19 protein-coding genes are annotated in these 24,279 nt (G+C 72.5%); 2 read left to right on the forward strand and 17 right to left on the reverse strand.

The window, feature by feature from the left end:
- Window positions 1–31: 31 nt before the first annotated feature.
- The 10 genes from ACIQVI_RS30555 to ACIQVI_RS30600 all read right to left on the reverse strand — a co-directional run bounded on the left by ACIQVI_RS30555 (window position 32) and on the right by ACIQVI_RS30600 (window position 13,700).
- Window positions 32–577, reverse strand: a complete 546-nt coding sequence (locus ACIQVI_RS30555) for a GNAT family N-acetyltransferase (protein ID WP_351972363.1) — start codon at window positions 575–577, stop codon at window positions 32–34.
- Window positions 578–606: 29 nt separating this feature from the next.
- Window positions 607–1,452, reverse strand: a complete 846-nt coding sequence (locus tag ACIQVI_RS30560) for a GNAT family N-acetyltransferase (RefSeq protein WP_343308307.1) — start codon at window positions 1,450–1,452, stop codon at window positions 607–609.
- Window positions 1,453–1,627: 175 nt separating this feature from the next.
- Window positions 1,628–2,785 (reverse strand): flavodoxin-dependent (E)-4-hydroxy-3-methylbut-2-enyl-diphosphate synthase, encoded by a 1,158-nt coding sequence (gene ispG, locus ACIQVI_RS30565; protein WP_053643365.1) that lies wholly within the window; start codon window positions 2,783–2,785, stop codon window positions 1,628–1,630.
- Between the two features lie 103 nt (window positions 2,786–2,888).
- Window positions 2,889–4,196, reverse strand: a complete 1,308-nt coding sequence (locus ACIQVI_RS30570) for a M50 family metallopeptidase (RefSeq protein WP_403601744.1) — start codon at window positions 4,194–4,196, stop codon at window positions 2,889–2,891.
- Window positions 4,193–5,443 carry a 1-deoxy-D-xylulose-5-phosphate reductoisomerase gene (gene dxr, locus ACIQVI_RS30575; RefSeq protein ID WP_351972365.1) on the reverse strand — a complete coding sequence of 417 codons (1,251 nt, stop codon included), beginning with the start codon at window positions 5,441–5,443 and terminating at the stop codon, window positions 4,193–4,195. Before dxr ends, ACIQVI_RS30570 begins: the two co-directional genes overlap by 4 nt.
- 34 nt (window positions 5,444–5,477) lie before the next feature.
- Entirely contained in the window at window positions 5,478–6,713 is a 1,236-nt protein-coding gene (gene aroA / locus ACIQVI_RS30580) for a 3-phosphoshikimate 1-carboxyvinyltransferase (RefSeq protein ID WP_403601748.1), read from the reverse strand.
- Window positions 6,714–6,899: 186 nt separating this feature from the next.
- Complete coding sequence (locus ACIQVI_RS30585; RefSeq protein WP_403601751.1) at window positions 6,900–8,345, reverse strand: aldehyde dehydrogenase family protein; 1,446 nt, start codon at window positions 8,343–8,345, stop codon at window positions 6,900–6,902.
- Between the two features lie 161 nt (window positions 8,346–8,506).
- Window positions 8,507–9,466, reverse strand: coding sequence for an EamA family transporter (locus ACIQVI_RS30590; RefSeq protein WP_403601754.1), 960 nt, complete (start codon window positions 9,464–9,466; stop codon window positions 8,507–8,509).
- Between the two features lie 150 nt (window positions 9,467–9,616).
- Window positions 9,617–11,170: a PucR family transcriptional regulator gene (locus ACIQVI_RS30595; RefSeq protein WP_351973507.1), complete on the reverse strand. Its 1,554-nt coding sequence runs from the start codon at window positions 11,168–11,170 to the stop codon at window positions 9,617–9,619.
- 85 nt (window positions 11,171–11,255) lie between these two features.
- Window positions 11,256–13,700, reverse strand: a complete 2,445-nt coding sequence (locus ACIQVI_RS30600; RefSeq protein WP_403601758.1) for an ATP/GTP-binding protein — start codon at window positions 13,698–13,700, stop codon at window positions 11,256–11,258.
- 269 nt (window positions 13,701–13,969) lie between these two features.
- Between ACIQVI_RS30600 and gabT the strand changes: the two genes are divergently transcribed.
- Both gabT and ACIQVI_RS30610 read left to right on the forward strand, forming a co-directional pair.
- Window positions 13,970–15,304 carry a 4-aminobutyrate--2-oxoglutarate transaminase gene (gene gabT / locus ACIQVI_RS30605; protein WP_403601761.1) on the forward strand — a complete coding sequence of 445 codons (1,335 nt, stop codon included), beginning with the start codon at window positions 13,970–13,972 and terminating at the stop codon, window positions 15,302–15,304.
- A 105-nt stretch (window positions 15,305–15,409) separates the two neighbouring features.
- The gene (locus ACIQVI_RS30610; RefSeq protein ID WP_403601764.1) at window positions 15,410–16,159 is read left to right on the forward strand and encodes a phosphatase PAP2 family protein; all 750 of its coding nucleotides are present in this window, start codon (window positions 15,410–15,412) and stop codon (window positions 16,157–16,159) included.
- On the opposite strand, the gene ACIQVI_RS30615 is transcribed toward ACIQVI_RS30610, so the two are convergent.
- From ACIQVI_RS30615 to ACIQVI_RS30645, 7 genes are all read right to left on the reverse strand, one after another.
- Window positions 16,110–17,918: a chitinase gene (locus tag ACIQVI_RS30615; protein ID WP_403601767.1), complete on the reverse strand. Its 1,809-nt coding sequence runs from the start codon at window positions 17,916–17,918 to the stop codon at window positions 16,110–16,112. The genes ACIQVI_RS30610 and ACIQVI_RS30615 overlap by 50 nt on opposite strands.
- Window positions 17,919–18,028: 110 nt before the next feature.
- Complete coding sequence (locus tag ACIQVI_RS30620) at window positions 18,029–18,508, reverse strand: hypothetical protein (protein ID WP_403601770.1); 480 nt, start codon at window positions 18,506–18,508, stop codon at window positions 18,029–18,031.
- A gap of 115 nt (window positions 18,509–18,623) precedes the next feature.
- A complete protein-coding gene (locus ACIQVI_RS30625; RefSeq protein ID WP_403601773.1) occupies window positions 18,624–20,042 on the reverse strand; it encodes an NAD(P)/FAD-dependent oxidoreductase in 1,419 nt (472 codons plus the stop codon).
- 36 nt (window positions 20,043–20,078) lie between these two features.
- The gene (locus tag ACIQVI_RS30630) at window positions 20,079–20,876 is read right to left on the reverse strand and encodes an ABC transporter permease (protein WP_351973045.1); all 798 of its coding nucleotides are present in this window, start codon (window positions 20,874–20,876) and stop codon (window positions 20,079–20,081) included.
- Window positions 20,876–21,802 carry an ABC transporter permease gene (locus tag ACIQVI_RS30635; protein WP_403601777.1) on the reverse strand — a complete coding sequence of 309 codons (927 nt, stop codon included), beginning with the start codon at window positions 21,800–21,802 and terminating at the stop codon, window positions 20,876–20,878. Before ACIQVI_RS30635 ends, ACIQVI_RS30630 begins: the two co-directional genes overlap by 1 nt.
- A complete protein-coding gene (locus tag ACIQVI_RS30640; protein ID WP_351973043.1) occupies window positions 21,799–22,965 on the reverse strand; it encodes an ABC transporter ATP-binding protein in 1,167 nt (388 codons plus the stop codon). The genes ACIQVI_RS30635 and ACIQVI_RS30640 overlap by 4 nt, the downstream gene beginning before the upstream one ends.
- A gap of 43 nt (window positions 22,966–23,008) precedes the next feature.
- A complete protein-coding gene (locus ACIQVI_RS30645; RefSeq protein ID WP_403601781.1) occupies window positions 23,009–24,256 on the reverse strand; it encodes a spermidine/putrescine ABC transporter substrate-binding protein in 1,248 nt (415 codons plus the stop codon).
- Window positions 24,257–24,279 lie beyond the last annotated feature (23 nt).

Genomic DNA, 24,279 nt, shown 5'->3' on the forward strand with positions numbered 1-24,279 from the left:
AGGTTAGCCGGGCGGCCCCGGGGACGGGAAATCAGTTCCGGCGCGGCAGCGGCAGCGGGGCGCCCATCACGGCGTACGGGCGGGGGGCGCTGGGGAAGTGCACCCGGCGGGCGAGGTCCCGGTAGCCGAGGGAGCGGTAGAGGGCGCGGGCGGGGCTCTCGGTGTCGATCGCGGAGAGGATCGAGCGCGGCTCGTCGGCCGTGTCGGTGATGGTGGTGATCAGGGAGCGGCCCGCGCCCCGGCCCTGGAAGTCGGGGTGGACGTGGAGCTCGGTGATGGTGAAGGAGCCGTCGAGCCAGTCGGCGGTGCCGGTGGTGCGCAGGTACGCCTCGACGACGGTGGACCACCAGTGGGAGCGGTCGTTGGGCATCCCGTACACGAAGCCGACGAGCCGTCCGCCGGGGGTGGTGGCCCCGTAGGCGCGGGCGCCGGGGGCGAGCAGGTGGCGCAGCACGATGTGGCGGCGCACGGCGACCTCGTCGGCGTCCAGGCCGAAGGCGACCGCCTGCACGGCGAGGGCCTCGTCCACCCGGGCGGCGAGGTCGACCGGTCCGATCACGATCTCCGCGTCATCCATGCGGCGCACCTTACAAGCGGCCGGGCCCCTCAGAACAGCACGCTCATGAAGGCCCCGGTCTCCCGGAAGCCGACGCGGCGGTACGCGGCCCTGGCGGGGGTGTTGTAGTCGTTGACGTACAGGCTGACCACGGGGGCGACGTCGGCCAGGGCGTACCGGAGGACGGCGGCCATGCCGGTCTCGGAGAGGCCCTTGCCGCGGTGCTCGGGGGCGACCCAGACGCCCTGGATCTGGCAGGCCTGGCGGGTGGCGGCGCCGATCTCGGCCTTGAAGACGACCTTGCCGTCCTCGACGCGGGCGAAGGAGCGGCCGGCGCCGACGAGTTCGGCGACCCGGGCCTGGTAGAGCAGGCCGCCGTCGTTGGCGAGCGGGGAGACGCCGACCTCCTCGGTGAACATGGCGACGCAGGCGGGCATGATCACCTCCATCTCGTCCTTGCGGACGCGGCGCACCAGCGGGTCGGGCTCGACGGTGGTGGAGGGCTCCTCGGCGACCATCAGGGGCTGGTTGGCCCTGACGTCCCTGGCGGGGCCCCAGCTGGGCTCCAGGAGCCGCCACAGCTCGGTGGTGGCCTCGGCGGGGCCGACGATGGAGGAGCAGCGGCGGCCGGTCCTGCGGGCCCGGTCGGCGAAGGCGCGGACGGCCTGGGGGGTGGCGCAGATCGGGACCAGGTTGGCGCCCGAGTAGCAGAGCGAGCGCAGACGTCCCTCGCTGTACCAGCCCCACATCTCGCCGCCGAGGCGCCAGGGGTCGAGCCCGGCGAGCTGGACGCGGGCGGTCACGAAGGCGTTCTCGACGGGGGCGCTCTCCAGGACGGCGAGGGCGGCGCCGAGGTCGGTGGGTTCGAGGACCCGAGTGGTGGTCTCTGTCAACACGAGGGGGCCTCACCGTGCGGTTCCGCTGATTCCACGCACTTTACCCGGAGGGCCCCGGGGCACGCCTCCGGCAGCGGGAAGCCCCGCCTCCCGGAGCGGGCGGCGGGGCTTCCCAAGGGCTTTCCAAGGGCTTCGCGGGTGCTTTCCGGGTGCTTTCCGGAAGCGGTCCGGGCCGTCAGCCGGCGACGGCGACCGACGGCTCGCCGCTGGCGACGCCGTCCTTCTCCATCTGCTCGGCGATCTTCAGCGCCTCCTCGATGAGGGTCTCGACGATCTTCGACTCGGGCACGGTCTTGATGACCTCGCCCTTGACGAAGATCTGGCCCTTGCCGTTGCCGGAGGCGACGCCGAGGTCGGCCTCGCGGGCCTCGCCGGGGCCGTTGACGACGCAGCCCATGACGGCGACGCGCAGCGGGACGGTCATGCCGTCGAGGCCGGCGGTGACCTCCTCGGCGAGCTTGTAGACGTCGACCTGGGCGCGGCCGCAGGACGGGCAGGAGACGATCTCCAGGCGCCGCTGGCGCAGGTTCAGCGACTCCAGGATCTGGATGCCGACCTTGATCTCCTCGGCCGGGGGCGCGGAGAGCGAGACGCGGATGGTGTCGCCGATGCCCTGGGAGAGCAGCGCGCCGAAGGCGACGGCGGACTTGATGGTGCCCTGGAAGGCCGGGCCCGCCTCGGTGACGCCGAGGTGCAGCGGGTAGTCGCACTGGGCGGCGAGCTGGCGGTAGGCCTCGACCATGACGACCGGGTCGTTGTGCTTGACCGAGATCTTGATGTCGCGGAAGTCGTGCTCCTCGAAGAGGGACGCCTCCCAGAGGGCGGACTCGACGAGCGCCTCGGGGGTGGCCTTGCCGTACTTCTTGAGGAGCCGCGCGTCGAGGGAGCCGGCGTTGACGCCGATCCGGATCGGGGTGCCCGCGTCGTTGGCGGCCCGCGCGATCTCCTTGACCTTGTCGTCGAACTGCTTGATGTTGCCCGGGTTGACGCGGACGGCCGCGCAGCCCGCGTCGATCGCGGCGAAGACGTACTTGGGCTGGAAGTGGATGTCGGCGATGACCGGGATCTGGGACTTCCGGGCGATCGTCGAGAGGGCGTCGGCGTCGTCCTGGGTCGGGCAGGCCACGCGCACGATCTGGCAGCCGGAGGCCGTCAGCTCGGCGATCTGCTGGAGCGTGGCGCCGATGTCGGACGTACGAGTGGTGGTCATCGACTGCACGGAGACGGGTGCGTCACCGCCGACGGCCACGGTGCCGACCTGGATCTTGCGGCTCTTGCGCCGCTCGGCGAGCCGGGTCGGGACGGTAGGGATACCGAGAGAAATCGCGGTCATCTGTTGTGCAACCTCAAGGTTGTGCGTCGGCGGGCTCAGGTCTCCGAGGTTACCGCCCCGGCGGTGGAGGGCCGGACACCACCGGGTCCGGCCCTCCGGGGGTTCACGTCAGCTTCACCGGGTTGACGATGTCGGCGGCGAGGACGAGCAGGGTGAAGCAGACGAAGACGCCGGCCACCACGTACGCGGCGGGCATCAGCCTGGCCACGTCGAACGGGCCGGGGTCGGGGCGCTTGAAGATCCGTGCCGTGTGGCGGCGCACGGACTCCCACAGGGCGCCCGCGATGTGGCCGCCGTCGAGCGGCAGCAGCGGGAGCATGTTGAAGAGGAAGAGTGACACGTTGAACATCACCAGGATGTTCATGAACCACACGAGGATCCGCTCCGGCGGGGCCTCGACGGTCATCAGCTCACCGGTGAGCCGGGCGGCGCCGAGGACGCCGACGGGCGAGTCGTCGGCGCGCTCGCCGTCGCCGAAGGTGGCGTCCCACAGGCCGGGGATCTTGCCCGGGAGGGCGATGACCGAGTGGACGCCGTTCTCCAGGAGGTCGGTCATCCGGTCGGCGCTCTCGCCGAAGGTGAGGGGCGCGACCTCGGTCTTGGAGGCGAAGCCGAGGTAGCCGGCGGGCCCGTAGGCGACCGGCTGGACGACCCGGCCGTCCTCGTCCTTCAGGGGCACCTCGTTGGTGACGAGGGTGGGGTGCAGGTCGATCCGCTGCCCGGCCCGCTCGACGGTGACCGTGGCGGGGCCGATGGTGTCGCGGATGCGGTCGGAGAGGGTGTCCCAGTCATTCACCGGGGTGCCGTTGAAGGCGACGATCCGGTCGCCCTCCTTCAGGCCGGCCTTGAACGCCGGGGAGACGGGGTCGCCCGCCGCGCACTTCTCGCGCTTCTCGCTCTGCTTGATGACGCACTTCTGGACGCCGGCGACCCCGGTCGTCTGGCCCTCGATGCCCAGCGTCATCATCGAGCCGAAGAACAGCGCCGCCGCCAGGACCAGGTTCATGAACGGCCCGGCGAACATCACGATGACGCGCTTCCACGGCTTGCGCGTGTAGAAGAGCCGGGTCTCGTCGCCGGGCTGGAGCTCCTCGTACGAGGCCTCGCGGGCGTCCTCGATCATGGAGCGCCACGGCGAGGTGGAGCGGGCCTCGATCCGTCCGTCGTCGCCCGGCGGGAACATGCCGATCATGCGGATGTAGCCGCCGGCCGGGATGGCCTTGATGCCGTACTCGGTCTCGCCGCGCTTCTTCGACCAGAGCGTGGGGCCGAAGCCGACCATGTACTGCGGCACGCGGATGCCGAAGAGCTTGGCCGTGGAGAGGTGGCCGAGTTCGTGCCAGGCGATGGAGACGAGCAGTCCGAACGCGAACAGCACGATGCCCAGGACGTACAGGAGCGTTTCGTTCATGCGCGGGCCTCCGCTGTTGCCTTCGCTGCGAGCTCTCGGGCCCGGGCCCGTGCCCAGGTCTCCGCTTCGAGGACGTCCGGCACGGTGAGGGAGGTTCCCGCGGCGGGAACGCCGTGCTCCGCCACGACCGCCGTGACCGTGTCCATGATGCCGTTGAACGGCAGCCGCCCGGCCAGGAACGCCTCGACGCACTCCTCGTTGGCGGCGTTGAAGACGGCGGGGGCGGTGCCGCCCAGCTCGCCGACGTGCCGGGCCAGGCCGACGGACGGGAAGGCCTCGGTGTCGAGCGGGAAGAACTCCCAGGTGGAGGCCTTGCTCCAGTCGAAGGCGGGAGCCGCGTCCGGGACCCGCTCGGGCCAGCCGATGCCGATGGCGATCGGGCCGCGCATGTCGGGCGGGGTGGCCTGCGCGAGCGTGGAGCCGTCCGTGAACTCGACCATCGAGTGGACGTACGACTGGGGGTGGACGACGACCTCGATGCGGTCGAAGGGGATGTCGTAGAGCAGGTGGGCCTCGATGACCTCCAGGCCCTTGTTGACCAGGGTCGCGCTGTTCACCGTGATCACCGGGCCCATGGCCCAGGTGGGGTGGGCGAGCGCGTCCTCGCGGGTGACGTGGGCCAGCTGCTCCCTCGTACGGCCGCGGAAGGGGCCGCCGGAGGCGGTGACGACCAGCTTGCGGACGTCGGCGCGGGTGCCGGCGGCGAGCGCCTGGAAGAGGGCCGCGTGCTCGGAGTCGACCGGGATGATCTGGCCCGGCTGGGCCAGCGCCTTCACCAGGGGGCCGCCGACGATCAGCGACTCCTTGTTGGCGAGGGCGAGGGTGCGGCCGGCTTCGAGGGCGGCGAGGGTGGGCGCGAGGCCGATGGAGCCGGTGATGCCGTTGAGGACGGTGTGGCACGGGGAGGCGGCGAGCCGGGTGGCGGCGTCCGGCCCCGCCAGGAGTTCCGGCAGGGGCTCGGAGCCGTACAGCGCCTTCAGTGCCTCGCGCAGCTCGGGCAGCGCCTCCTCGCGGGCGACCGCGACCGCGGCGACCCCCAGCCGGTGCGCCTGCTCGGCGAGCAGTCCGATCCGGCCGCCGGAGGCGGCCAGGGCGGTGACCCGGAAGCGGTCGGGGTTGCGCAGCACCAGATCGATGGCCTGGGTGCCGATGGACCCGGTCGAGCCGAGGACGACGATGTCCCGGCGTCCTTCGGAGACGTCGAAGGCGACGTGCGGGTCGGCGAGGGGTGAGGGGCGGTCGGTCATGCCCCCCATTCTTGCGTCAAACGCGGCGCGGTCTTCACGGGGTGCGGACGAACGTGTCGAAGGCCCGGTGGAAGTCGGGGAACGTCTTCTTCACGCAGCCGGGGTCGTCGAAGGTGACGCCGGGGGTGCGCAGGGCGGTGACCGCGAAGGACATGACGATCCGGTGGTCGCCGTGGGTGGCGATCTCGACCGGTCCGGCGGGCGTGCCGGGGTGGATCTCGATCCAGTCGGGGCCGGTGCGGACGGTGATCCCGAGGCGCCGCAGGTTCTCGGCGCAGGCGTCGAGGCGGTCGCACTCCTTGACCCGGGTGTTGGCGACGTCCTCGATGCGGACCGGGCCGTCGGCGAACGGCGCGATCGCGGCGAGGGTCGGCATGGTGTCGGAGATGTCCCGCATGTTGACGGTGAGCCCGCGCAGGGTGCCGGTGGAGCGGACGGTGGTGGCGTCCGCGCCGATCTCGACGTCGGCGCCCATGCGGCGCAGCACGTCGACGAAGGCGAGGTCGCCCTGGAGGGCGCCGGTGCCGAGGCCGGGGACGGTGACGGAGCGGCCGGGTTCGAGGGCGGCGGCCGCGAAGAAGTAGCTGGCGGTGGAGGCGTCGGGCTCGATGCCGTACGTCCTGGCCCGGTAGCCGGTGGGGGCGACGCGGTAGGTGCGGCCCTCCTGCCGGACCTCGGCGCCGAAGCTCCGCATCATGGCGAGGGTGATCTCGACGTACGGCTCCGAGACCAGGTCGGTGACGGTGACGTCGAGGCCCTCGGCGGTGAGCGGGCCGAGCAGGAGCAGGGCGGTGAGGTACTGGGAGGACTGCCCGGCGTCCAGGGTGAGCGCGCCGCCCTTGACGCCGCGGGCGTGCACGTCGAGCGGGTGGTGGCCCTCCTCGCCGCCGTGCCGGAGGTCGACGCCGAGGGTGCGCAGGGCGGTGGTGAGCGGGCCGAGGGGGCGCCTGCGCATCTGGGCGGAGGCGTCGAAGCGGTACGTGCCGTGGCCGGCGGCGGCGAGGGTGGGCAGGAAGCGGGCGGTGGTGGCGCCGTCGCGGCAGTAGACGTCGGCGGTCTCCGCTCCGGGTCCGGCGGGCCTGCCCTCGATGTGCCAGGCGCCGGGCTCGCGGCGGACGGCGTAGCCGAGGGCGGCGAGCCCTTCGGCGAAGCCCTCGGTGTCGTCGGAGACGAGGGGCCGCAGGAGGGTGGTGGTGCCCTCGGCGGCGGCCGCGAGGAAGAGCGCGCGGGCGGTGACGGACTTGGAGCCGGGAATGTCTATGACGGTCACGGGCACCATCCTGCCGTCTCGGCGGGGGTGCACGGACCAACGTCCCGGATGCCGGAACGGGACTCTCCGGGCAGCTTCCGGACAGCTCTCCGGGCAGGGGGAAAGGCGGTCCGGCTCCCCGCACAGTGGAGCCGGACCGCCCGGTCCGGGTGGGGCGCGCGCCCCGGGGCCGTACGGCCCCGCGTCCTAGAGGGCCAGGCCGGTCAGGACCAGGACGCGCTCGTAGGTGTAGTCGTCCATCGCGTACTTGACGCCCTCGCGGCCCACGCCGGAGCGCTTGGCGCCGCCGTACGGCATCTGGTCGGCGCGGTACGAGGGGACGTCGCCGACGATCACGCCGCCGACCTCCAGGGCGCGGTGGGCGCGGAAGGCGGCCTGCAGGTCGTGGGTGAAGACGCCGGCCTGGAGGCCGAAGTCGGAGTCGTTGACCGCGGCGAACGCCTCGGCCTCGCCGTCGACCTTCGCGATGGTCAGGACCGGGCCGAAGACCTCGGCGCGGGCCAGGGTGACGCCGGCCGGGAGGTCGGCGAGGACGGTCGGGGCGTAGGTGGCGCCCTCGCGCTTGCCGCCGGCCAGGAGCGTGGCACCGGCCGCGACGGCCTCGTCCACCCAGGACTCGACGCGCTTGGCGGCGGCCTCGTCGACGAGCGGGCCGACGTCGGTGGCGTCGTCCGCCGGGTCGCCGGTGACCTGGGCCTCGACGGCGGCGACGATCTTCGGCAGCAGGCGGTCGTGGACGGAGGAGTCGACGATCACGCGCTGGACGGAGATGCAGGACTGGCCGCCCTGGTAGTTGGAGAAGGTGGCGATGCGGGTCGCGGCCCAGTCCAGGTCGGCCTCGGAGGACCAGTCGGGCAGGACGACGGCCGCGGCGTTGCCGCCGAGCTCCAGGGTGCAGTGCTTGTGCGGCACGGACTCCTGGATGGCGTAGCCGACGGTGTCGGAGCCGGTGAAGGAGATGACCGGGAGGCGCTCGTCCTGCACGAGGGCGGGCATCCGGTCGTTCGGCACGGTGAGGATCGACCAGGAGCCGGCCGGCAGGTCGGTCTCGGCCAGGATCTCGCCCAGGACCAGGGAAGAGATCGGGGTCGACGGGGCCGGCTTGAGGATGATCGGGGCGCCGACGGCGATGGCCGGGGCGACCTTGTGGGCGCTGAGGTTCAGCGGGAAGTTGAACGGCGCGATGCCGAGGACGACGCCCTTGGGGATGCGGCGGGTCAGCGCGAGCCGGCCCACGCCGCCGGCCTCGGTGTCGAGGCGCTGGGCCTCGCCGCCGTTGAAGCGGCGGGCCTCCTCGGCGGCGAAACGGAAGACGGAGACGGCGCGGCCGACCTCGCCGCGGGCCCACTTGATGGGCTTGCCGTTCTCGGCGGAGATCAGCTGGGCGATCTCCTCGGTGCGCTCGGCGAGGCGCTTCGACACGTGGTCGAGGGCGGCGGCGCGGACGTGCGCCGGGGTGGCGGCGAACTCGTCGACGACGGCGTGCGCGGCGGCGACGGCCTCCTCGACCTGGGCCTCGGTGGGCACGCTGACCTTGCCGACCAGACGTCCGTCGTACGAGTTCGTGACGTCGAAGGCGGCCTCGCCGGTGGCCTCGCGGCCGGCGAGCCAGAAGGCGTGGGTGGTCGTCATTGCGTCCCGGCCCTTTCCGTATCGGGGGGTGCGAGCGGTTGCTCTCGTGACACGTTAGGGCCGGGGCGGCGGGTGTGGGCTTGTCCGGTGTGGAGTGGTGGGGCGGGACCCCTGTCCGAATTGGCCGAAGGGGATCCGGGGCGGCCGTCCGGGGTGCCGGCTCAGCCCCTCCGCTCGGTCGACACGATCAGACAGACGCCGGCCACGACGATCGCGCCGCCAAGGAGGACGGGCCGGGTCAGGGCCTCGTTGAGGACGAGGGCGCCGAGGGCGACCGCGACGACGGGGTTGACGTACGCGTAGGTCGCGACGAGGGAGATCGGGGCCGCCTGGAGGAGCCAGGCGTAGGCGGTGAAGGCGACCAGCGAGCCGAAGACGACCAGGTAGGCGAGGGCCGTCCAGGAACGGGTGGAGACCTCGGCGAGGTCGAGCCCGTGGTGCTCGCCGCGCAGCAGGCCGACGGCGACCCCGGCGAGGCCGCCCGCGACCATCTCGTACGCACTGGCGGTGAAGGGGTTGGCGGGCATCGGGAGGCGCGAGGAGGTGAAGGAGCCCACGGACCAGCTGAGGGCGGCGGCGATCACGAGGAGGACGCCGCCGATCCGCACCTCGCCGGTCAGGCCCGGCAGGGTGAGGACGCCGAGCCCGGCGAGGCCGAGCAGGACGCCGCCGATCGCGCCGGGGCCGGGGCGCTCGCCCGCGACGGCGCGCAGGACGACGACCCAGGCGGGGACGACGGCGATGAGCAGCGCGGCGAGACCGGAGGGGACGGAGGTCTCGGCGAGGACGACGAGGCCGTTGCCGCCGAGGACGAGGAGCAGACCGACGAGGACGGCCGAACCGAGCTGCCTGCGGGTGACCTTGAGGGCGGCGGGGCCCTGGCGCCAGGCGATGATCCCGGCGAGCAGCAGTCCGGCGGTGACGAAGCGGGCGCCGCCGGAGAGGAACGGCGGCAGGGTCTCGACGACGACCCGGATGCCGAGGTAGGTGGACCCCCACACGACGTACACGATGCCGAGCGCGGCCCAGACGGCGCCGGTGATGCGGCGGGCGGGGGCCGGGGGCGCGGCGGGGAGAACGGCGCGGGTGCCGGGGGCGGGGTCGGCGGCGGGTTTTGTCATGAGCAGGAGAGTAGGGAGCGGGGGGCGGTACGGCCAAAAATTTGCCCGCGTCCGGGCAGGGATCGCGGAGTTCGGACGGCGGGGGCGGCTCGGACGGCTGAGGGCGGGGCCGGGGGGCGAGGCCTCCCTAACACCCGGGAACGCCCGGGGCTATTCGCCCCCCTCCCCCGTGGCCTTCAGGGCGAGCCACAGCTCCATCCGTACGTCCGGGTCGTCCAGGGAGCGGCCGAGGATCTCCTCCACGCGGCGCATCCGGTAGCGCAGGGTGTGCCGGTGGACGCCCAGGTCGGTCGCCGCCGCGTCCCACTGGCCGTGCCGGGAGAGCCAGGCGCGCAGGGAGACCACGAGGTCGCCGCGGCCGGTGGCGTCGTGGTCGCGCAGGGCCCGGAGCATTCCGTCGGCGAAGGCGCGGACGGCGTCGTCGGCGAGGAGCGGCAGGACCGAGCCGGCCGCGAGGTCCTCGTGCTCGACGAGCGCCCGGCCCCGGCGGCGGGCGACCGAGAGCGCCTGTTCGGCCTGCTTGTACGCGGCGGCGGCGGCGATCGGACCCGCCGGGGCGGAGAGGCCGACGGCGAGGCCGGCCTCCTCGGCCTCGCGCTCCGCGTACCCCTCGCAGGCGGCGACGACCGCGCCGCCGTCACCGGCGAGGACGACGAGCCGCTGCTCGCCCTCGGGGACGGCGAGGACCGCCTCCCCGGCGCGGGCGGCGGCGGCCTCCAGGGCCTCGGCGAGGACGGGGAGGGGCGGTTCGGCGGCCGGTTCGCCGCCGGCGGGTTCGGCGACGAGGAGCCGGAAGGGGGCGTCGAGCAGCCCGCCGTACACGTCGCCGGCCACCGCGCGGGCGTGGTCGGGCTGTCCGGCGAGCAACATGCGCAGGACGGCGGCGCCGAGGCGCTGCTCGGCGGCCTGGAGGGAACGGGAGCGTTCCGTGGTGAGGGTGAGCAGGGCGATGGCCGAGTGGACGGCGTACCGCTCGGCGGTGCCGAGGGGGGCGCCGGTGCCGACGGCGAGGGCGCCCCGGACGCGGCGGCCGGTGCCGAGCGACTGGAGTTCGACGCGGTCGTCGGTGCCGCCGACGACGGCGCTGGCGGGGGCGGGGCGCTCGCGCAGCCGCTCCACGTCGGGGGTGAGGCGGGCGGCCCGGCGGGCGGCCCACTCGGGCGAGACGGCGACGGGCTTGCCGGAGGTGTCGTAGAGGGCGGCCCAGCCGTCGACGTGGGCGGCGAGCCGGGCGACGACGGCGTCGGGGCCCTCGGCGAGCGCGGCGCGGGTCAGCTCGCGCTGGACCTCGAAGCCGGCGGTGACGGCGCGGTACTGGTCGGCGGAGATGGCGGCGGAGACGGCCTTGCTGATGGCGAGGAACGGGGTGCGGCGCGGCACTTCGAGGAGCGGCAGGTGCTCCTCGCGGGCCGCTTCGAGCAGCGCCGCCGGGATCTCCTCGTAGTTCACCCCCACGGCGAACCCGAGCCCGACGACCCCGGCCCCGAGCAGCCGCCGCACGTAGCGGCGCATCGCCTCCAGGTCCTCCGCGTCGAGGGTGAGCGCGGTGGTGAGCAGCAGCTCGCCCCCCTCCATGTACGGCACGGGATCGGCGAGCTCACTGACGTGCGCCCAGCGCACGGGGGTGTCGAGACGGTCCTCCCCTGCGCGGACGACGAGCTTGAGGGCGGAGTGCTGCGCGAGCGAGGCGAGGGTGGGCGGCATTGGGGACCGTCGGACCTTTGGGGGGAGGGGCCGCCGCTCAGCCGAGCGGCGTCCCCGATTGTGCCAGGGGTGGGGGGTGGGTGCGTCAGTTGTGGAGGTCCACGAGGAGGGGAGGGGTGTGCGCGCCGGTGATCGTGCTCAGGGAGACGACCGCGTGGCCGGGCGGCACGGAGTGGGCGAGTTCGGAGGCGGACCAGCGTTCGCGCTCCACCTTCCGTGTCGTGACGGCGTCGGTGGTGACGGCCTTGCCCGTGATCTTCTTGCGCAGGGCGTGGATGAACCGGGTCATGGGCTGGTCGGCGAAGACCGTGTGGTGCGCCACCTCGGTGGTCTCCACCCACTCCTTGCCCCAGGTCTCGGCGAAGCCCCGGCCGTCCCAGGTGCTGATGCCCGAGAGCGCCACGCGGCAGCCGACGGCGCCGAGCAGCGGGCCGTGCAGCGGCTCGGGCACCTCGCCGAGGGTGCGGAGACCGAGGACGACTCCGGCGTGGTGCGGACGCAGCCGCTGGAGGGAGCGGACGGTGCCCGGGGTGAGTGCCCCGGTGGCGTCGTCGAGCACGAGGGAGACGAAGTGCGTGCGGCCGGTGCCGGCCCGGGCCGCCGTCAGGAACTGGGCGAGGATCAGCCGGGCGAGGAGCCGTGACGCCTCCTCGTGCCCGTGCTCGGGCAGCTCGATCCGGACGCGCAGCGGATGGTGCGCGACGGACTTCAGCGAGAAGGGGCGTACGGCTCCCCCGTCGGCGCCGAAGAACTCGGCGAACGCCGGCCGGTCGAGGAGCGACAGGCGGTCCGCGAGGAGCGGCCCCGCGTCGGCCGCGGTGCCGGCCTGCCGGATGCGCGCCTCCAGCTCGCGTCGCATCGCGGCGGCGTCTGCCGGCAGCCGGTCGAGCAGCGCCGTCAGCGCCCCCGGGCCCGCTTCGAGCAGTTCGCGGAGGACCGGCACGGACGGGAAGCGGCCGTGCACCGCCCGGTAGGGGCCGACGAGCTGGGCGAGGACGGTGGCGGCGCGCCGGGCGTCGACGTTCTCGATGTCCCCCGCCAGCCCCTCGGCGAGCAGGGCCGCCGCCTCGTCGGGGTCGGTGAGGCCGGCGTACAGGTCGAGGTCGTACGGCGAGGACGGGTCGCCCGGCCGGATCACCACGTCGTACGCGGCGTCGGGGCCGAACCGCGCTTCCGCCGTGCCGACGGCGACGACCGCGCAGGTGCCGGTGAGTGCCTGGAGGGTGAGGGACTCGACGACCTGACCGACGGGACGGCCCGTCCCGCCGGTGCCGGAGGGTCCCACGACGAGCAGCGAGGTGCCGAGGGCGGCCGGGTCGAGGGCCAGGCCTGCGCCCCGGTAGGCGGCCGGGTTCCGCTCTTCGGTCGCGCAGCGCCCGATGCGTACCTGGCCCAGGAGGAGGTCGTGGGCGGCGGCGCGGGCCGGCAGGTCCCGGTCGCCCGACGGGTGCGTCCAGGCCGCCGCGCCCTGGCGCAGCACGGTGTCGACGAAGGAGGCGAACCCGCCCGCGTCGGTCCGTCCCCGGTCCAGGTTCCGGCGGATGCGCGCGCAGTCCACGTCGTTCATGCGTCCGGCGGCGAGTTCGGCGAAGAGCAGGTCCGCCGTCCGCCACTCCCCCGCCGCCCTCAGCTCGGGCCACTGCGAGAGGGGCACGGGCACGGCCTGGTCGCGCGGCGGGGCGGCGGTGTCGGCACGGGAGCGCAGCCGTTCCCGGACGAGGGCGGGCCAGGCGCCGAGACGGGCGAAGGGCCAGAGGACGGCCGCACCGATCAGCGCGTAGACGGTGTACACGAGGACCGGCGAGGTGAGGACGTCGTACCCACCGCCGATCAACGTCACGAGGGAGAAGACCGGTCCGGCGATCGGCAGCGCTTCCCAGCCGACGCCGGGAAAGGCACGGGGCCAGACGAGCGTCAGGGCGATCAGGGCCGCTCCGGCGGTGATTCCGGCACGCACGGGAGGACGGCGGTCCGCCAGCAGATGGCGGGCGAGTTCGGCCCAGGCTCCGAGCCGGGCGATCGCGTAGAGGAGGACCGCGAAGAAGACGCCCTCGTAGACGGCCCGGGCCTCCTCGCCGTGCCAGTCCCGGGGTGAGGTGGTCCCCGCGTACCACCAGTCGGCGGGGGTGAAGGCGATCAGCGGGACCGACTGGTACGGAACGGCGCCGCGCCGCCAGGCCGACCACAGGAGCAGTCCCACCACCAGGGGGATGAGGAGTCCGGCCACGGTGACGGGCGGGAGTCGGCGGGCCTCCCGGGGCGGCGACGGCGGCACGTGCCGGAACCGCCAGACGCCGGGCGGGGCCTCGGGTCGCGGGGCGTCGAGCCAGGCGACCGCCGGCGCGGCGGCCGCGCCGGGCGCCGCGTGCGGGCGGGGCGGGACGACCGGCGGCGAGGGAGGCACGGGCGGCACCGATTGCGCGGGCGGAGTCGGCGGCGCCGCGGGCGGGCGGGCGGGCGGTGGTCCCGCCGGGCGCGGCACCCCGCCCCCCCTCGTGTCGCGTGACTCGTACGTGCCGTCGGTCTCCATGAATCCCCGCCCCCTGACCAGCCAGGTCGCCGCGTCTGTGCCACCGTCAATCTAGTGGGCCCGCGGCGCCCCGGAGGGATTTCGACCACCCGTGCGGCCGGATGCCCATCGGTGCGCGGCGCCGGGCCCTCCCGTCACCGCTTCCTGTCCATCCCGGACAACGACACACCCTCCATCACTCCCGATCGGCGCGTGCCTCTCCCCCGCCGCCGCGCCTAGCCTGCGGAGGAAACCCACAAGTGCGTCCAGAACACCCCCAGGAGCCCCGCATGAACGCTGTCCCGCAGGAGCGGCGCGTCGTCACCGCCATCCCCGGTCCGAAGTCGCAGGAGCTTCAGGCCCGCCGTCTCGACGCGGTCGCCGGTGGCGTGGGCTCCACGCTGCCGGTGTTCACCAAGCGGGCCGGCGGCGGCATCATCGAGGACGTCGACGGGAACCGTCTGATCGACTTCGGCTCCGGCATCGCCGTGACCTCGGTCGGCGCCTCCGCCGAGGCCGTCGTGCGCCGCGCCTCCGCGCAGCTCCAGGACTTCACCCACACCTGTTTCATGGTGACGCCGTACGAGGGCTACGTGGAGGTCTGCGAGGCGCTCGCCGAGCTGACCCCGGGCGACCACGCCAAGAAGTCGGCGCTGTTCAACTCGGGCGCCGAGGCCGTCGAGAACGCGGTGAAGATCGCCCGTTCGTACACCAAGCGCCAGGCCGTCGTCGTCTTCGACCACGGCTACCACGGCCGTACGAACCTGACGATGGCGCTCACCTCGAAGAACATGCCGTACAAGCAGGGCTTCGGGCCGTTCGCGCCCGAGGTGTACCGCGTGCCGGTGGCCTACGGCTACCGCTGGCCCACCGGTGCCGAGAACTGCGGCCCCGAGGCCGCCGCCCAGGCGATCGACCAGATCGGCAAGCAGATCGGCGCCGACAACGTCGCCGCGATCATCATCGAGCCGGTCCTCGGCGAGGGCGGCTTCATCGAGCCGGCCAAGGGCTTCCTGCCGGCGATCGCCAAGTTCGCCAACGACAACGGCATCGTCTTCGTCGCGGACGAGATCCAGTCCGGCTTCTGCCGCACCGGCCAGTGGTTCGCCTGCGAGGACGAGGGCGTCGTCCCGGACCTCATCACCACCGCCAAGGGCATCGCGGGCGGTCTGCCGCTCGCCGCCGTCACCGGCCGCGCCGAGATCATGGACTCCGTCCACGGCGGCGGCCTGGGCGGCACCTACGGCGGCAACCCGGTGGCCTGCGCCGGTGCGCTGGGCTCCATCGAGACGATGAAGGAGCTCGACCTCAACGGGAAGGCCAAGCGCATCGAGGAGGTCATGAAGACCCGCCTCACCGCCATGCAGGAGAAGTTCCCGGTCATCGGCGACATCCGCGGCCGCGGCGCCATGATCGCCATCGAGCTGGTGAAGGACCCCGCCACCAAGGAGCCGTACGCGGAGGCCGCCGGCGCCCTGGCGAAGGCCTGCCACGCGGAGGGCCTCCTGGTCCTGACCTGCGGCACCTACGGCAACGTGCTCCGCTTCCTGCCGCCGCTGGTCATCGGCGAGGAGCTGCTGAACGAGGGCCTCGACATCCTGGAGAACGCGTTCGCCGGGATCTGACGCGCCGGCCCGTGAGGGCCGCGGTGTGAAGACTCTGTGGGGGGCCGATGGCGGGACGCGTTTCGCGCTGTCGGTCCCCTCTTCTCTGGCGTACGGTTCCCACAGATGAGAGAAACACCCCGGGCGGAGCCTCCCCAGCCCCGTCCACCTCGTGCCTCGGAGCACGACGCCGGCGCCTCGTGCCCCGGCACTCCTCACCGATCGGATGGCCGCACGCCCCACACCCCCCGGGGCGGGCGGCAGCCCGGTCCCCTCGGCCGCCCTGGAACCACCCCCCCTGTTCCAGGGCGGCCGGCTCTCTTCTCGGCGCTCGTCGCCTTCGCCGTCGTGACCTGGCAGGTGCTCGTCCACGGCCCTCTGGCCAGGCTCGACGAGCGGGTGTCCCGGGCCCTGGTGGACACGGTCCCCCGGCCCCTGAGCGACCTCGCCTCCGACCTCGGCAACGTCTCCGTCGCCCTGCCCGTCCTCGGCTGCGCCATGGCGTACGCGGTGTGGCGCGGGCGGTGGCGGGCCGCCCTGTGCGCGGGCCTCGCCATGGCCGCCGTACCGCTGCTCGTGATTCCGCTGAAGGTGTGGACCGGACGTCCCGGGCCCCTGGAGCCGTGGGCGCACGGCTACTACCCGTCGGGCCACACGGCCACCGCGATGGTCGCCTACTTCGGCGCGGCCTTCCTCGTCTCGAACCGCCTGGTCCCCGTCGCCGCCGTGCTGACGGCGGTGACGGGGACCGGGCTGGTGCTGCGGGGCTACCACTGGCCGCTGGACGTGGTGGCCAGTCTCTGTCTGGGGCTGTGGATCCTGGCCGTCAGCTCCAGTTGTACGCGTCGAAGTTCTTCGAGAACTCCCACTGGTTGAAGCGGTCCCAGTTGATCGACCAGGTCATCAGGCCGCGCAGGGCGGGCCAGGTGCCGTGGGTCTGGTACGAGCCGCAGTTGACCTTCTTCGTGAGGCAGTCCAGGGCCTTGTTGACCTCGGACGGGGTCGTGTGGCCGTTGCCCGCCTGGGTGGAGGCCGGGAGGCCGATGGCCACCTGGTCGGCGCGGAGGCCGGGGAAGAAGCGGTCGGCGTTGCCCGCCACCGGGAAGCCGGCGAGGAGCATGTCGGTCATCGCGATGTGGAAGTCCGCGCCGCCCATCGAGTGGTACTGGTTGTCCAGGCCCATGATCGGGCCCGAGTTGTAGTCCTGGACGTGCAGCAGGGTGAGGTCGTCGCGCAGGGCGTGGATGACCGGCAGGTACGCGCCGGCGCGCGGGTCCTGGCCGCCCCAGGGGCCGGAGCCGTAGAACTGGTAGCCGAGCTGGACGAAGAAGGTCTCCGGGGCCATGGTCAGGACGAACTTCGCGCCGTACTTGGCCTTGAGGGTCTTGACCGCCTGGATCAGGTTGACGACGACCGGGCTGGTCGGGTTCCGGAAGTCGGTGTCGCCGGTCTGGAGCGAGAGGGAGTGGCCCTCGAAGTCGATGTCCAGGCCGTCGAGCCCGTACTCGTCGATGATCTTCGAGACGGAGGTGACGAAGGCGTCGCGGGCGGCCGTCGAGGAGAGCTGGACCTGGCCGTTCTGGCCGCCGATGGAGATGAGGACCTTCTTGCCGGCGGCCTGCTTGGCCTTGATCGCCGCCTTGAACTCGGCGACGGACTCGACGTTCGGGCACTCGGTGGCCGGGCAGAGGCTGAAGCGGATGTCGCCCGAGGTCACCGAGGTCGGCTCGCCGAAGGCCAGGTTGATGACGTCCCAGGAGTCGGGGACGTCGGCCATGCGGGTGTAGCCGGAGCCGTTGGCGAAGCTGGCGTGGAGGTAGCCGACGAGGGCGTGCGCGGGCAGGCCCTGGTTGCCGCCGTCCCCGCCGCCGCCGTTGGTCGTGGTCGCGGTGACGGCGGCGGACTTCGGGGACTCGCCGGCCGCGTTCACGGCGCTGACCTGGAAGGTGTAGGCGGTGGAGGCGGTCAGACCGGTCGCGGTGGCGGAGGTGCCGGTGACCGTCTGGATCTTCGTGGCGCCCCGGTAGACGTGGTACGAGGTGGCGCCGGAGACCGCGCTCCAGGTCAGCGGCACGGTGGTGGAGGTCGGGGAGCCGGCCGCGAGCCCGGTGGGGGCGGTGGGGAGCTGGACCGGGTCGCCGCCGGGGCCGTACAGGGAGAGGTCGTCGGCCTGGTAGGCGGGGGTGCCGTACCAACCGTGGGTGTAGATCGTGACCGAGGTGGTGGAGGGGCCCGTGGTGAACGAGGTCGAGAGCTTCTGCCAGTCGGGGGCCGAGCCCGTCCAGGTGGAGACGTCGGTGGTGCCGGTGCCGGTGGCGCCCAGGTAGACGTAGCTGCCGCGCACCCAGCCGCTGAGCGCGTACGTGGAGCCGGGCTTCACGGTGACGGTCTGGGAGCAGCGGGCGTTGTCGCTGCCGGCCGGGGTGGCCCGGAGCGCCTTCGTCCCGCCGTGCACGGGCGACGTGACGACGGCGCCGCTGCCCGCCGTACAGGTCCAGCCGTCGAGTCCGGCCTCGAAGCCGCCGTTGCGGGCGAGTTCGGCGTCGGCGGCCTGGGCGCCGGGGGTGAGCGCGAGGAGTCCACCGGCGGCGAGGGCGCCCGCCAGTATCAGGGTGAGGGGTCTGGAGCGGGCCACGACTGCCTCCGGGAAGGGGAGAGGGGAGGTGGGGGAATCGAAGGGAGCGCGCCACAGCATGGTCCAGACCAATCGAGTGGTCAAGACCTCTGTACGCACGACCCCTTCGTTCAGTCCCCGTCCACCACCCCCTCCCCCCGGGCCAGTTGGCCCGCCGCCTCGTGCATCGCCAGCTCCAGGAGCGGGGCGTCGGTGAGGGTCCCGGTGCCGTCCGGCACCACCAGCCAGCGCACCGCGCCGGTGGTCCGGCCCGGATACGGGACGACGATCCAGGTCCCGGCGCCCGCGCTGCGGATCCCGGTGCCGAGCCAGCGGGCGGCGGTGCCCGGCGGCACGAAGAAGCCCATCCGGGAGTCGCCGAAGTCGGCCAGGACCGGGCCGGGGCGGCCCACCAGGCGGGTCAGCACGTCGAGCGTGGGATAGCCGAGCTCGGCCGGCAGGATCAGCACGTCCCAGCGCACGCCGGCGGGCAGCAGCGCGACCCCGTGCGGGCTGCGCTCCCACTCCCACCGGCAGGCGTCGGGATCGGGCGCGGCCGAGACCAGCCACTCCACCGCACTCCTGGCGCCCGCGGCCCCCGTACCAGTCATCGCGAGGTTCTCCTTCCGTGTGGACACGGTGTCCACACGGAGAGAGCGGGGAGGGCGGCTTCTCTTACGCGGTTTCGCCTACTCGTCGGTTGTGATGTACATCACTTCACCCCGATCAGCTGTCGAAGCCCAGGCCCAGGCGGTCCATGGCCTTCAGCCACAGGTTGCGCCGGCCGCCGTTCTCGTCGGCGCGGGCGAGGGACCACTTGGTGAGGCCGATGCCGGCCCAGGCGACCGGCTCGGGCGGGAACGGCAGCGGCTTGGAGCGGACCATCTCCAGCTCGGTGCGCTGGGTGCGCTCCCCCGCGAGCAGGTCGAGCATCACGTCGGCGCCGAAGCGGGTGGCGCCGACGCCGAGGCCGGTGAACCCGGCCGCGTACGCCACCTTCCCCTTGTGCGCCGTGCCGAAGAAGGCCGAGAAGCGGGAGCAGGTGTCGATCGCGCCGCCCCAGGCGTGGCTGAAGCGGAGCCCTTCGAGCTGCGGGAAGCAGTGGAAGAAGTGCTCGGCCAGCTTGAGGTACGTCTCCGGGCGGTGGTCCATCTCGGCGCTGACCTTGCCGCCGAAGGGGTAGATCGCGTCGTAGCCGCCCCACAGGATCCGGTGGTCGGCGGTGATCCGGAAGTAGTGGAACTGGTTGGCGGAGTCGCCGAGCCCCTGCCGGTTCTTCCAGCCGATCGAGGCGAGCTGCTCGGGGCTGAGCGGCTCGGTCGTCAGGGCGTAGTCGTAGACCGGGACCGTGTAGGCCCGGACGCGCTTGACCAGGGACGGGAAGACGTTGGTGCCGAGCGCGACCCGGCGGGCGAGGACCTTGCCGTACGGGGTGCGCACGCCCGTGCCGGCGCCGACGGAGACCAGGTCGAGGCCCGGGGTGTTCTCGTAGATCCGGACGCCCAGGCCGAGGCAGGCCCGCTTGAGGCCCCAGGCCAGCTTGGCGGGGTTCAGCATGGCGACGCCCCGGCGGTCCCAGAGGCCGCCGAGGAAGGTCGGCGAGTCGACCTCGGCGCGCACGGCGTCCCGGTCGAGGAGGTCGACGCCGTCGGCGAGGCCGAGCCGGTCGAGCTCCCCGTACACCTCGTGGAGCTCCTCGACCTGGTACGGCTCGGTGGCGACGTCGATCTCGCCGGTGCGCTCGAAGTCGCAGTCCAGGGAGTAGCGGGCGACGGCCTCCTCGATGGCGTCGAGGTTCCGCTCGCCCAGCTCCTCCAGCTTCGGCAGCTCGCCCGGCCAGCGGGCGAGCCCGTTGCCGAAGCCGTGGGTGAGGGAGGCCGCGCAGAAGCCCCCGTTGCGGCCCGAGGCGGCCCAGCCCACCTCGCGCCCCTCGATGAGGACGACGTCCCGGGAGGGGTCGCGCTCCTTGGCGAGGAGCGCGGTCCACAGTCCGCTGTAGCCGCCGCCGACCACGAGGAGGTCGCACGTCTCGGTGCCGGTGAGGGCGGGCAGGGCGCCGGGCTTGCCGGGGTCTTCCAGCCAGAAGGGGACGGGCTGGGCGTCGGAGAGAGATTGGGCGGCGAGACGCATGGCGACTGGGGCCATGGTTTCCAACTCCTTCGGTGCCTGGGCGGCCTTCGCTCAGGCTGTTGCTGTTTTCTTGCGCCGGTTCGTGATGATCTGTCCGGCCATGACCACCAGTACCGCGAGGACGAACATCGCGGTGCCGATGACGTTGATCTGAACGGGTGTTCCGCGCTGCGCCGAGCCCCAGACGAACATGGGGAAGGTGACCGTGGAGGGTCCCGCGTTGAAGTTGGTGATGATGAAGTCGTCGAACGAGAGCGCGAAGGCGAGCAGTCCGCCGGCGGCGATGCCGGGGGCGGCGATCGGCAGGGTGACGCGCAGGAAGGTCTGCGCGGGCCCCGCGTAGAGGTCGCGGGCGGCCTCCTCCAGGCGCGGGTCCATGGACATGACCCTGGCCTTGACCGCCGTCACGACGAACGACAGGCAGAAGGTGATGTGGGCGATCAGGACCGTCCAGAAGCCCAGCTCGATCCCCATGTTGAGGAAGAGGGTGAGCAGCGAGGCGGCCATGACGACCTCGGGCATCGCCATCGGCAGGAAGATCAGCGAGTTGATCGCGCCGCGCGCCCGGAAGCGGTAGCGGACCAGCGCGAAGGCGATCGCCGTGCCGAGGGCGACGGCGCCGAGGGTGGCCCAGGCGGCGAGCTGGAGCGAGAGCGACAACGACTGGCACATGTCGGCGACGCCGCAGGGGTCCTTCCAGGCGTCCAGGGAGAACTTCTGCCAGGAGTAGTTGAAGCGCCCGTTCGGCTTGTTGAACGAGAACGCCATCACGACGAGGTTCGGCAGGATCATGTACGCGAGCGTCAGCAGGCCCGCGACGACGACGAGGTTCTTGCGGATCCAGCGCATCAGACGAGGTCCTCCGTTCCGGCGCGGCGGATGTAGACGGTGACCATGACCAGGACGATCGCCATGAGGATGAAGGAGAGGGCGGCGGCCGTCGGGTAGTCGAGGACCCGCAGGAACTGCGACTGGATGACGTTGCCGACCATCTTGGTGTCGGTCGAGCCGAGCAGTTCGGAGTTGACGTAGTCGCCGCTCGCCGGGATGAAGGTGAGCAGGGTGCCGGAGACGACGCCGGGCATCGACAGCGGGAAGGTCACCTTGCGGAAGGTGGTGGCCGGGGAGGCGTACAGGTCCCGCGCGGCCTCGTGGAGCCGCCCGTCGATCCGCTCCAGGGAAGTGTAGAGGGGCAGGATCATGAAGGGCAGGAAGTTGTACGTGAGGCCGCAGACGACCGCCATCGGGGTGGCGAGCACGCGGTCGCCCTCGGTCCAGCCGAGCCAGCTCGTCACGTCGAGGACGTGCAGCGCGTTCAGGACGCCGACCACGATGCTGTCGTCGGCCAGGATCGTCTTCCACGCCAGGGTCCGGATGAGGAAGCTGGTGAAGAAGGGGGCGATGACCAGGACGAGGATCAGGTTGCGCCAGCGGCCGGCCCGGAAGGCGATCAGGTACGCGAGCGGGTAGCCGAGCAGCAGGCAGAGGACGGTCGCGGTCCCGGCGTAGAGCAGGGAGCGGACGAACTGCGGCCAGTACTCCTGGAGGGCCTCCCAGTAGGTCGGGAAGTGCCAGGTGACCTGGAAGCCTGCTTCGAGGGAGCCGGTCTGGACCGAGGTGGAGGCCTGGTAGACCAGCGGCAGCGCGAAGAAGACGAGCAGCCAGACGATACCGGGGAGCAGCAGCCAGTAGGGGACGAGCCGCTTGCGGGTGGCGGGCTTGCGTACGGGAAGGTCTTCCGTCGGCGGGGCTTCCTTCACGAGGGTCGCGCTCATCCGGCGTCCTCCACGCTCTCCACACCCGCGTCGATGTCCTGGTCCGCGTCGAGTCCGAACGTATGGGCCGGGTTCCAGTGCAGGACCACCTCGGCGCCGGGAACGAGCCGCGTGTCGCGCTCGATGTTCTGCTCGTACACCTGGAGTTCGGCCCCGGCGGGCGAGTTCACCACGTACTGGGTGGAGACGCCGATGAAGGAGGAGTCGGCGATCCGGCCGGTGACGCGGTTGCGGCCGTCGGCTATCGCGCCGGCGTCGTCCGCGTGCGTCAGGGAGATCTTCTCGGGGCGGACGCCCACGAGCAGCCTGCCGCCCGCGCGGACGGCGGGGGTACAGCGCTCGCCGGGGACCCTGAGCTTGCCGCCGCCCGCCGTGACGAGCACGTCGGAACCGGTCTCCAGGACCTCGGCCTCGATCAGGTTGGAGGTCCCCAGGAAGTTGGCGACGAAGGTGGTCCGCGGGTTCTCGTACAGGTCGGCGGGGGCGCCGAGCTGCTCGACCCGGCCGCCGTTCATCACCGCGACCTGGTCGGCCATGGTCATGGCCTCCTCCTGGTCGTGGGTGACGTGCACGAAGGTGATGCCGACCTCGGTCTGGATGCGCTTGAGCTCCAGCTGCATCTGGCGGCGCAGCTTGAGGTCGAGGGCGCCGAGCGGCTCGTCGAGGAGGAGCACCTGCGGGTGGTTGATGAGGGCGCGGGCCACGGCGACGCGCTGCTGCTGGCCGCCGGAGAGCTGGTGCGGCTTGTGCCGGGCCTTGTCGCCGAGCTGGACCAGCTCCAGCATCTCGTCGACCTGCTTCTTGACCGACTTGATGCCCCGGCGGCGCAGGCCGAAGGCGATGTTCTCGGTGATGTCCATGTGCGGGAAGAGCGCGTAGGACTGGAAGACGGTGTTGACCGGCCGCTTGTAGGGCGGGAGGTCGGTGACGTCGGTGTCGCCGAGGAAGACGGTGCCGGTGCTGGGGTCCTCCAGGCCGGCGATCATGCGCAGGGTGGTGGTCTTGCCGCAGCCGGAGGCGCCGAGGAGGGCGAAGAAGGAGCCCTGCGGGACGGTCAGGTCGAGCGGGTGGACGGCGGTGAAGGAGCCGTACGTCTTGCTGATCCCGGTGAGACGGACGTCGCCGCCCGTGTTCTTTCCGGTGTGAGCAGTCTTGTCAGTCATGGGTCGTGGTCCCGGGGAGTGAGAGGGGTGGACGAGGCCGGACTCAGGCGCCGATGAGCTTGGCGAACTTCTCCTCGTACGCCGTCTCCTCCGCGCCGGTGAGCGAGCGGAAGGCGCGCGACTTCTTCGCCATGGCCTTGTCGGGGAGGATCAGCGTGTTGTCCGCGAGCTCGGGGTCGATCTTGGTGAGCTCGTCCTTCACCCCGTCGACGGGGCAGACGTAGTTGATGTACGCGGCGAGCTGGGCGGCGACGGGGAGCTCGTAGTAGTGGTCGATGAGCTTCTCGGCGTTGGTCTTGTGCCGGGACTGCGCGGGGACCAGCAGGTTGTCGGTGGAGGTGATGTAGCCGGCCGCCGGTATGGAGTAGCGGATGTCGGGGTTGTCCGCCTGGAGCTGGATGATGTCGCCGGCCCAGGCGAGACAGGCCGCGATGTCGCCCTTGTCGAGGTCGGACGTGTAGTCGTTGCCGGTGAAGCGGCGTATCTGCTTCTTGTCGACGCCCTTCCGGAGGCGTCCGATCGCCGCGTCGAAGTCGGCGTCCGTGAAGTCGCCGGGGTCCTTGCCGAGGTCGAGCAGGGTCATGCCGACGGTGTCGCGCATCTCGGTGAGGAAGCCGACCCGGCCCTTGAGGGAGGGGTCGTCCAGGAGCTGGGTGACCGAGTCGACCTTCTTCCCGCCGGTCGCCTTCACGTTGTACGCGATGACGGTGGAGATGCCGGTCCAGGGGTACGAGTGGGCGCGGCCCGGGTCCCAGTCGGGGTTGCGGAACTGGGCGGAGAGGTTGGTGTAGGCGTGGGGCAGGTTCGAGGGGTCGAGCTTCTGCACCCAGCCGAGCCGGATCATCCGGGCGGCGAGCCAGTCGGTGACGCATATGAGGTCGCGGCCGGTGTCCTGGCCGGCGGCGAGCTGCGGCTTGATCTTGCCGAAGAACTCGACGTTGTCGTTGATGTCCTCGGTGTACTTGACCTTGATCCCGGTGCGCTTCTGGAACGCCTCCAGGGTGGGGCGGGACTTCTCGTCCTCGCCGACGTCCATGTACTCGGTCCAGTTGGAGAAGGCGACGGTCTTCTCCTTGGCCGAGTCGTCCGTGGAGGCGGTGCCCGGGCCCTCCCGCTTGGCGGGCGGGATGCCGCAGGCGCTCAGGGACGCGAGGCCGCCGACGGTGAGCGCGCCGACGCCGCCCGCGCGCAGCATCGAACGGCGGCTGAGGGCGCCCCGGCCGCTCGTCATGCTGCGGCGTATCGCCGCGAGCTGCGCGGCGGACAGGCTGTCGGGCTCGTACTGCTCCATGCGCTGTGCCCTTTCGGGAGGGT

It is taken from the genome of Streptomyces sp. NPDC098101 (assembly GCF_044760185.1).
Lineage (GTDB): Bacteria > Actinomycetota > Actinomycetes > Streptomycetales > Streptomycetaceae > Streptomyces.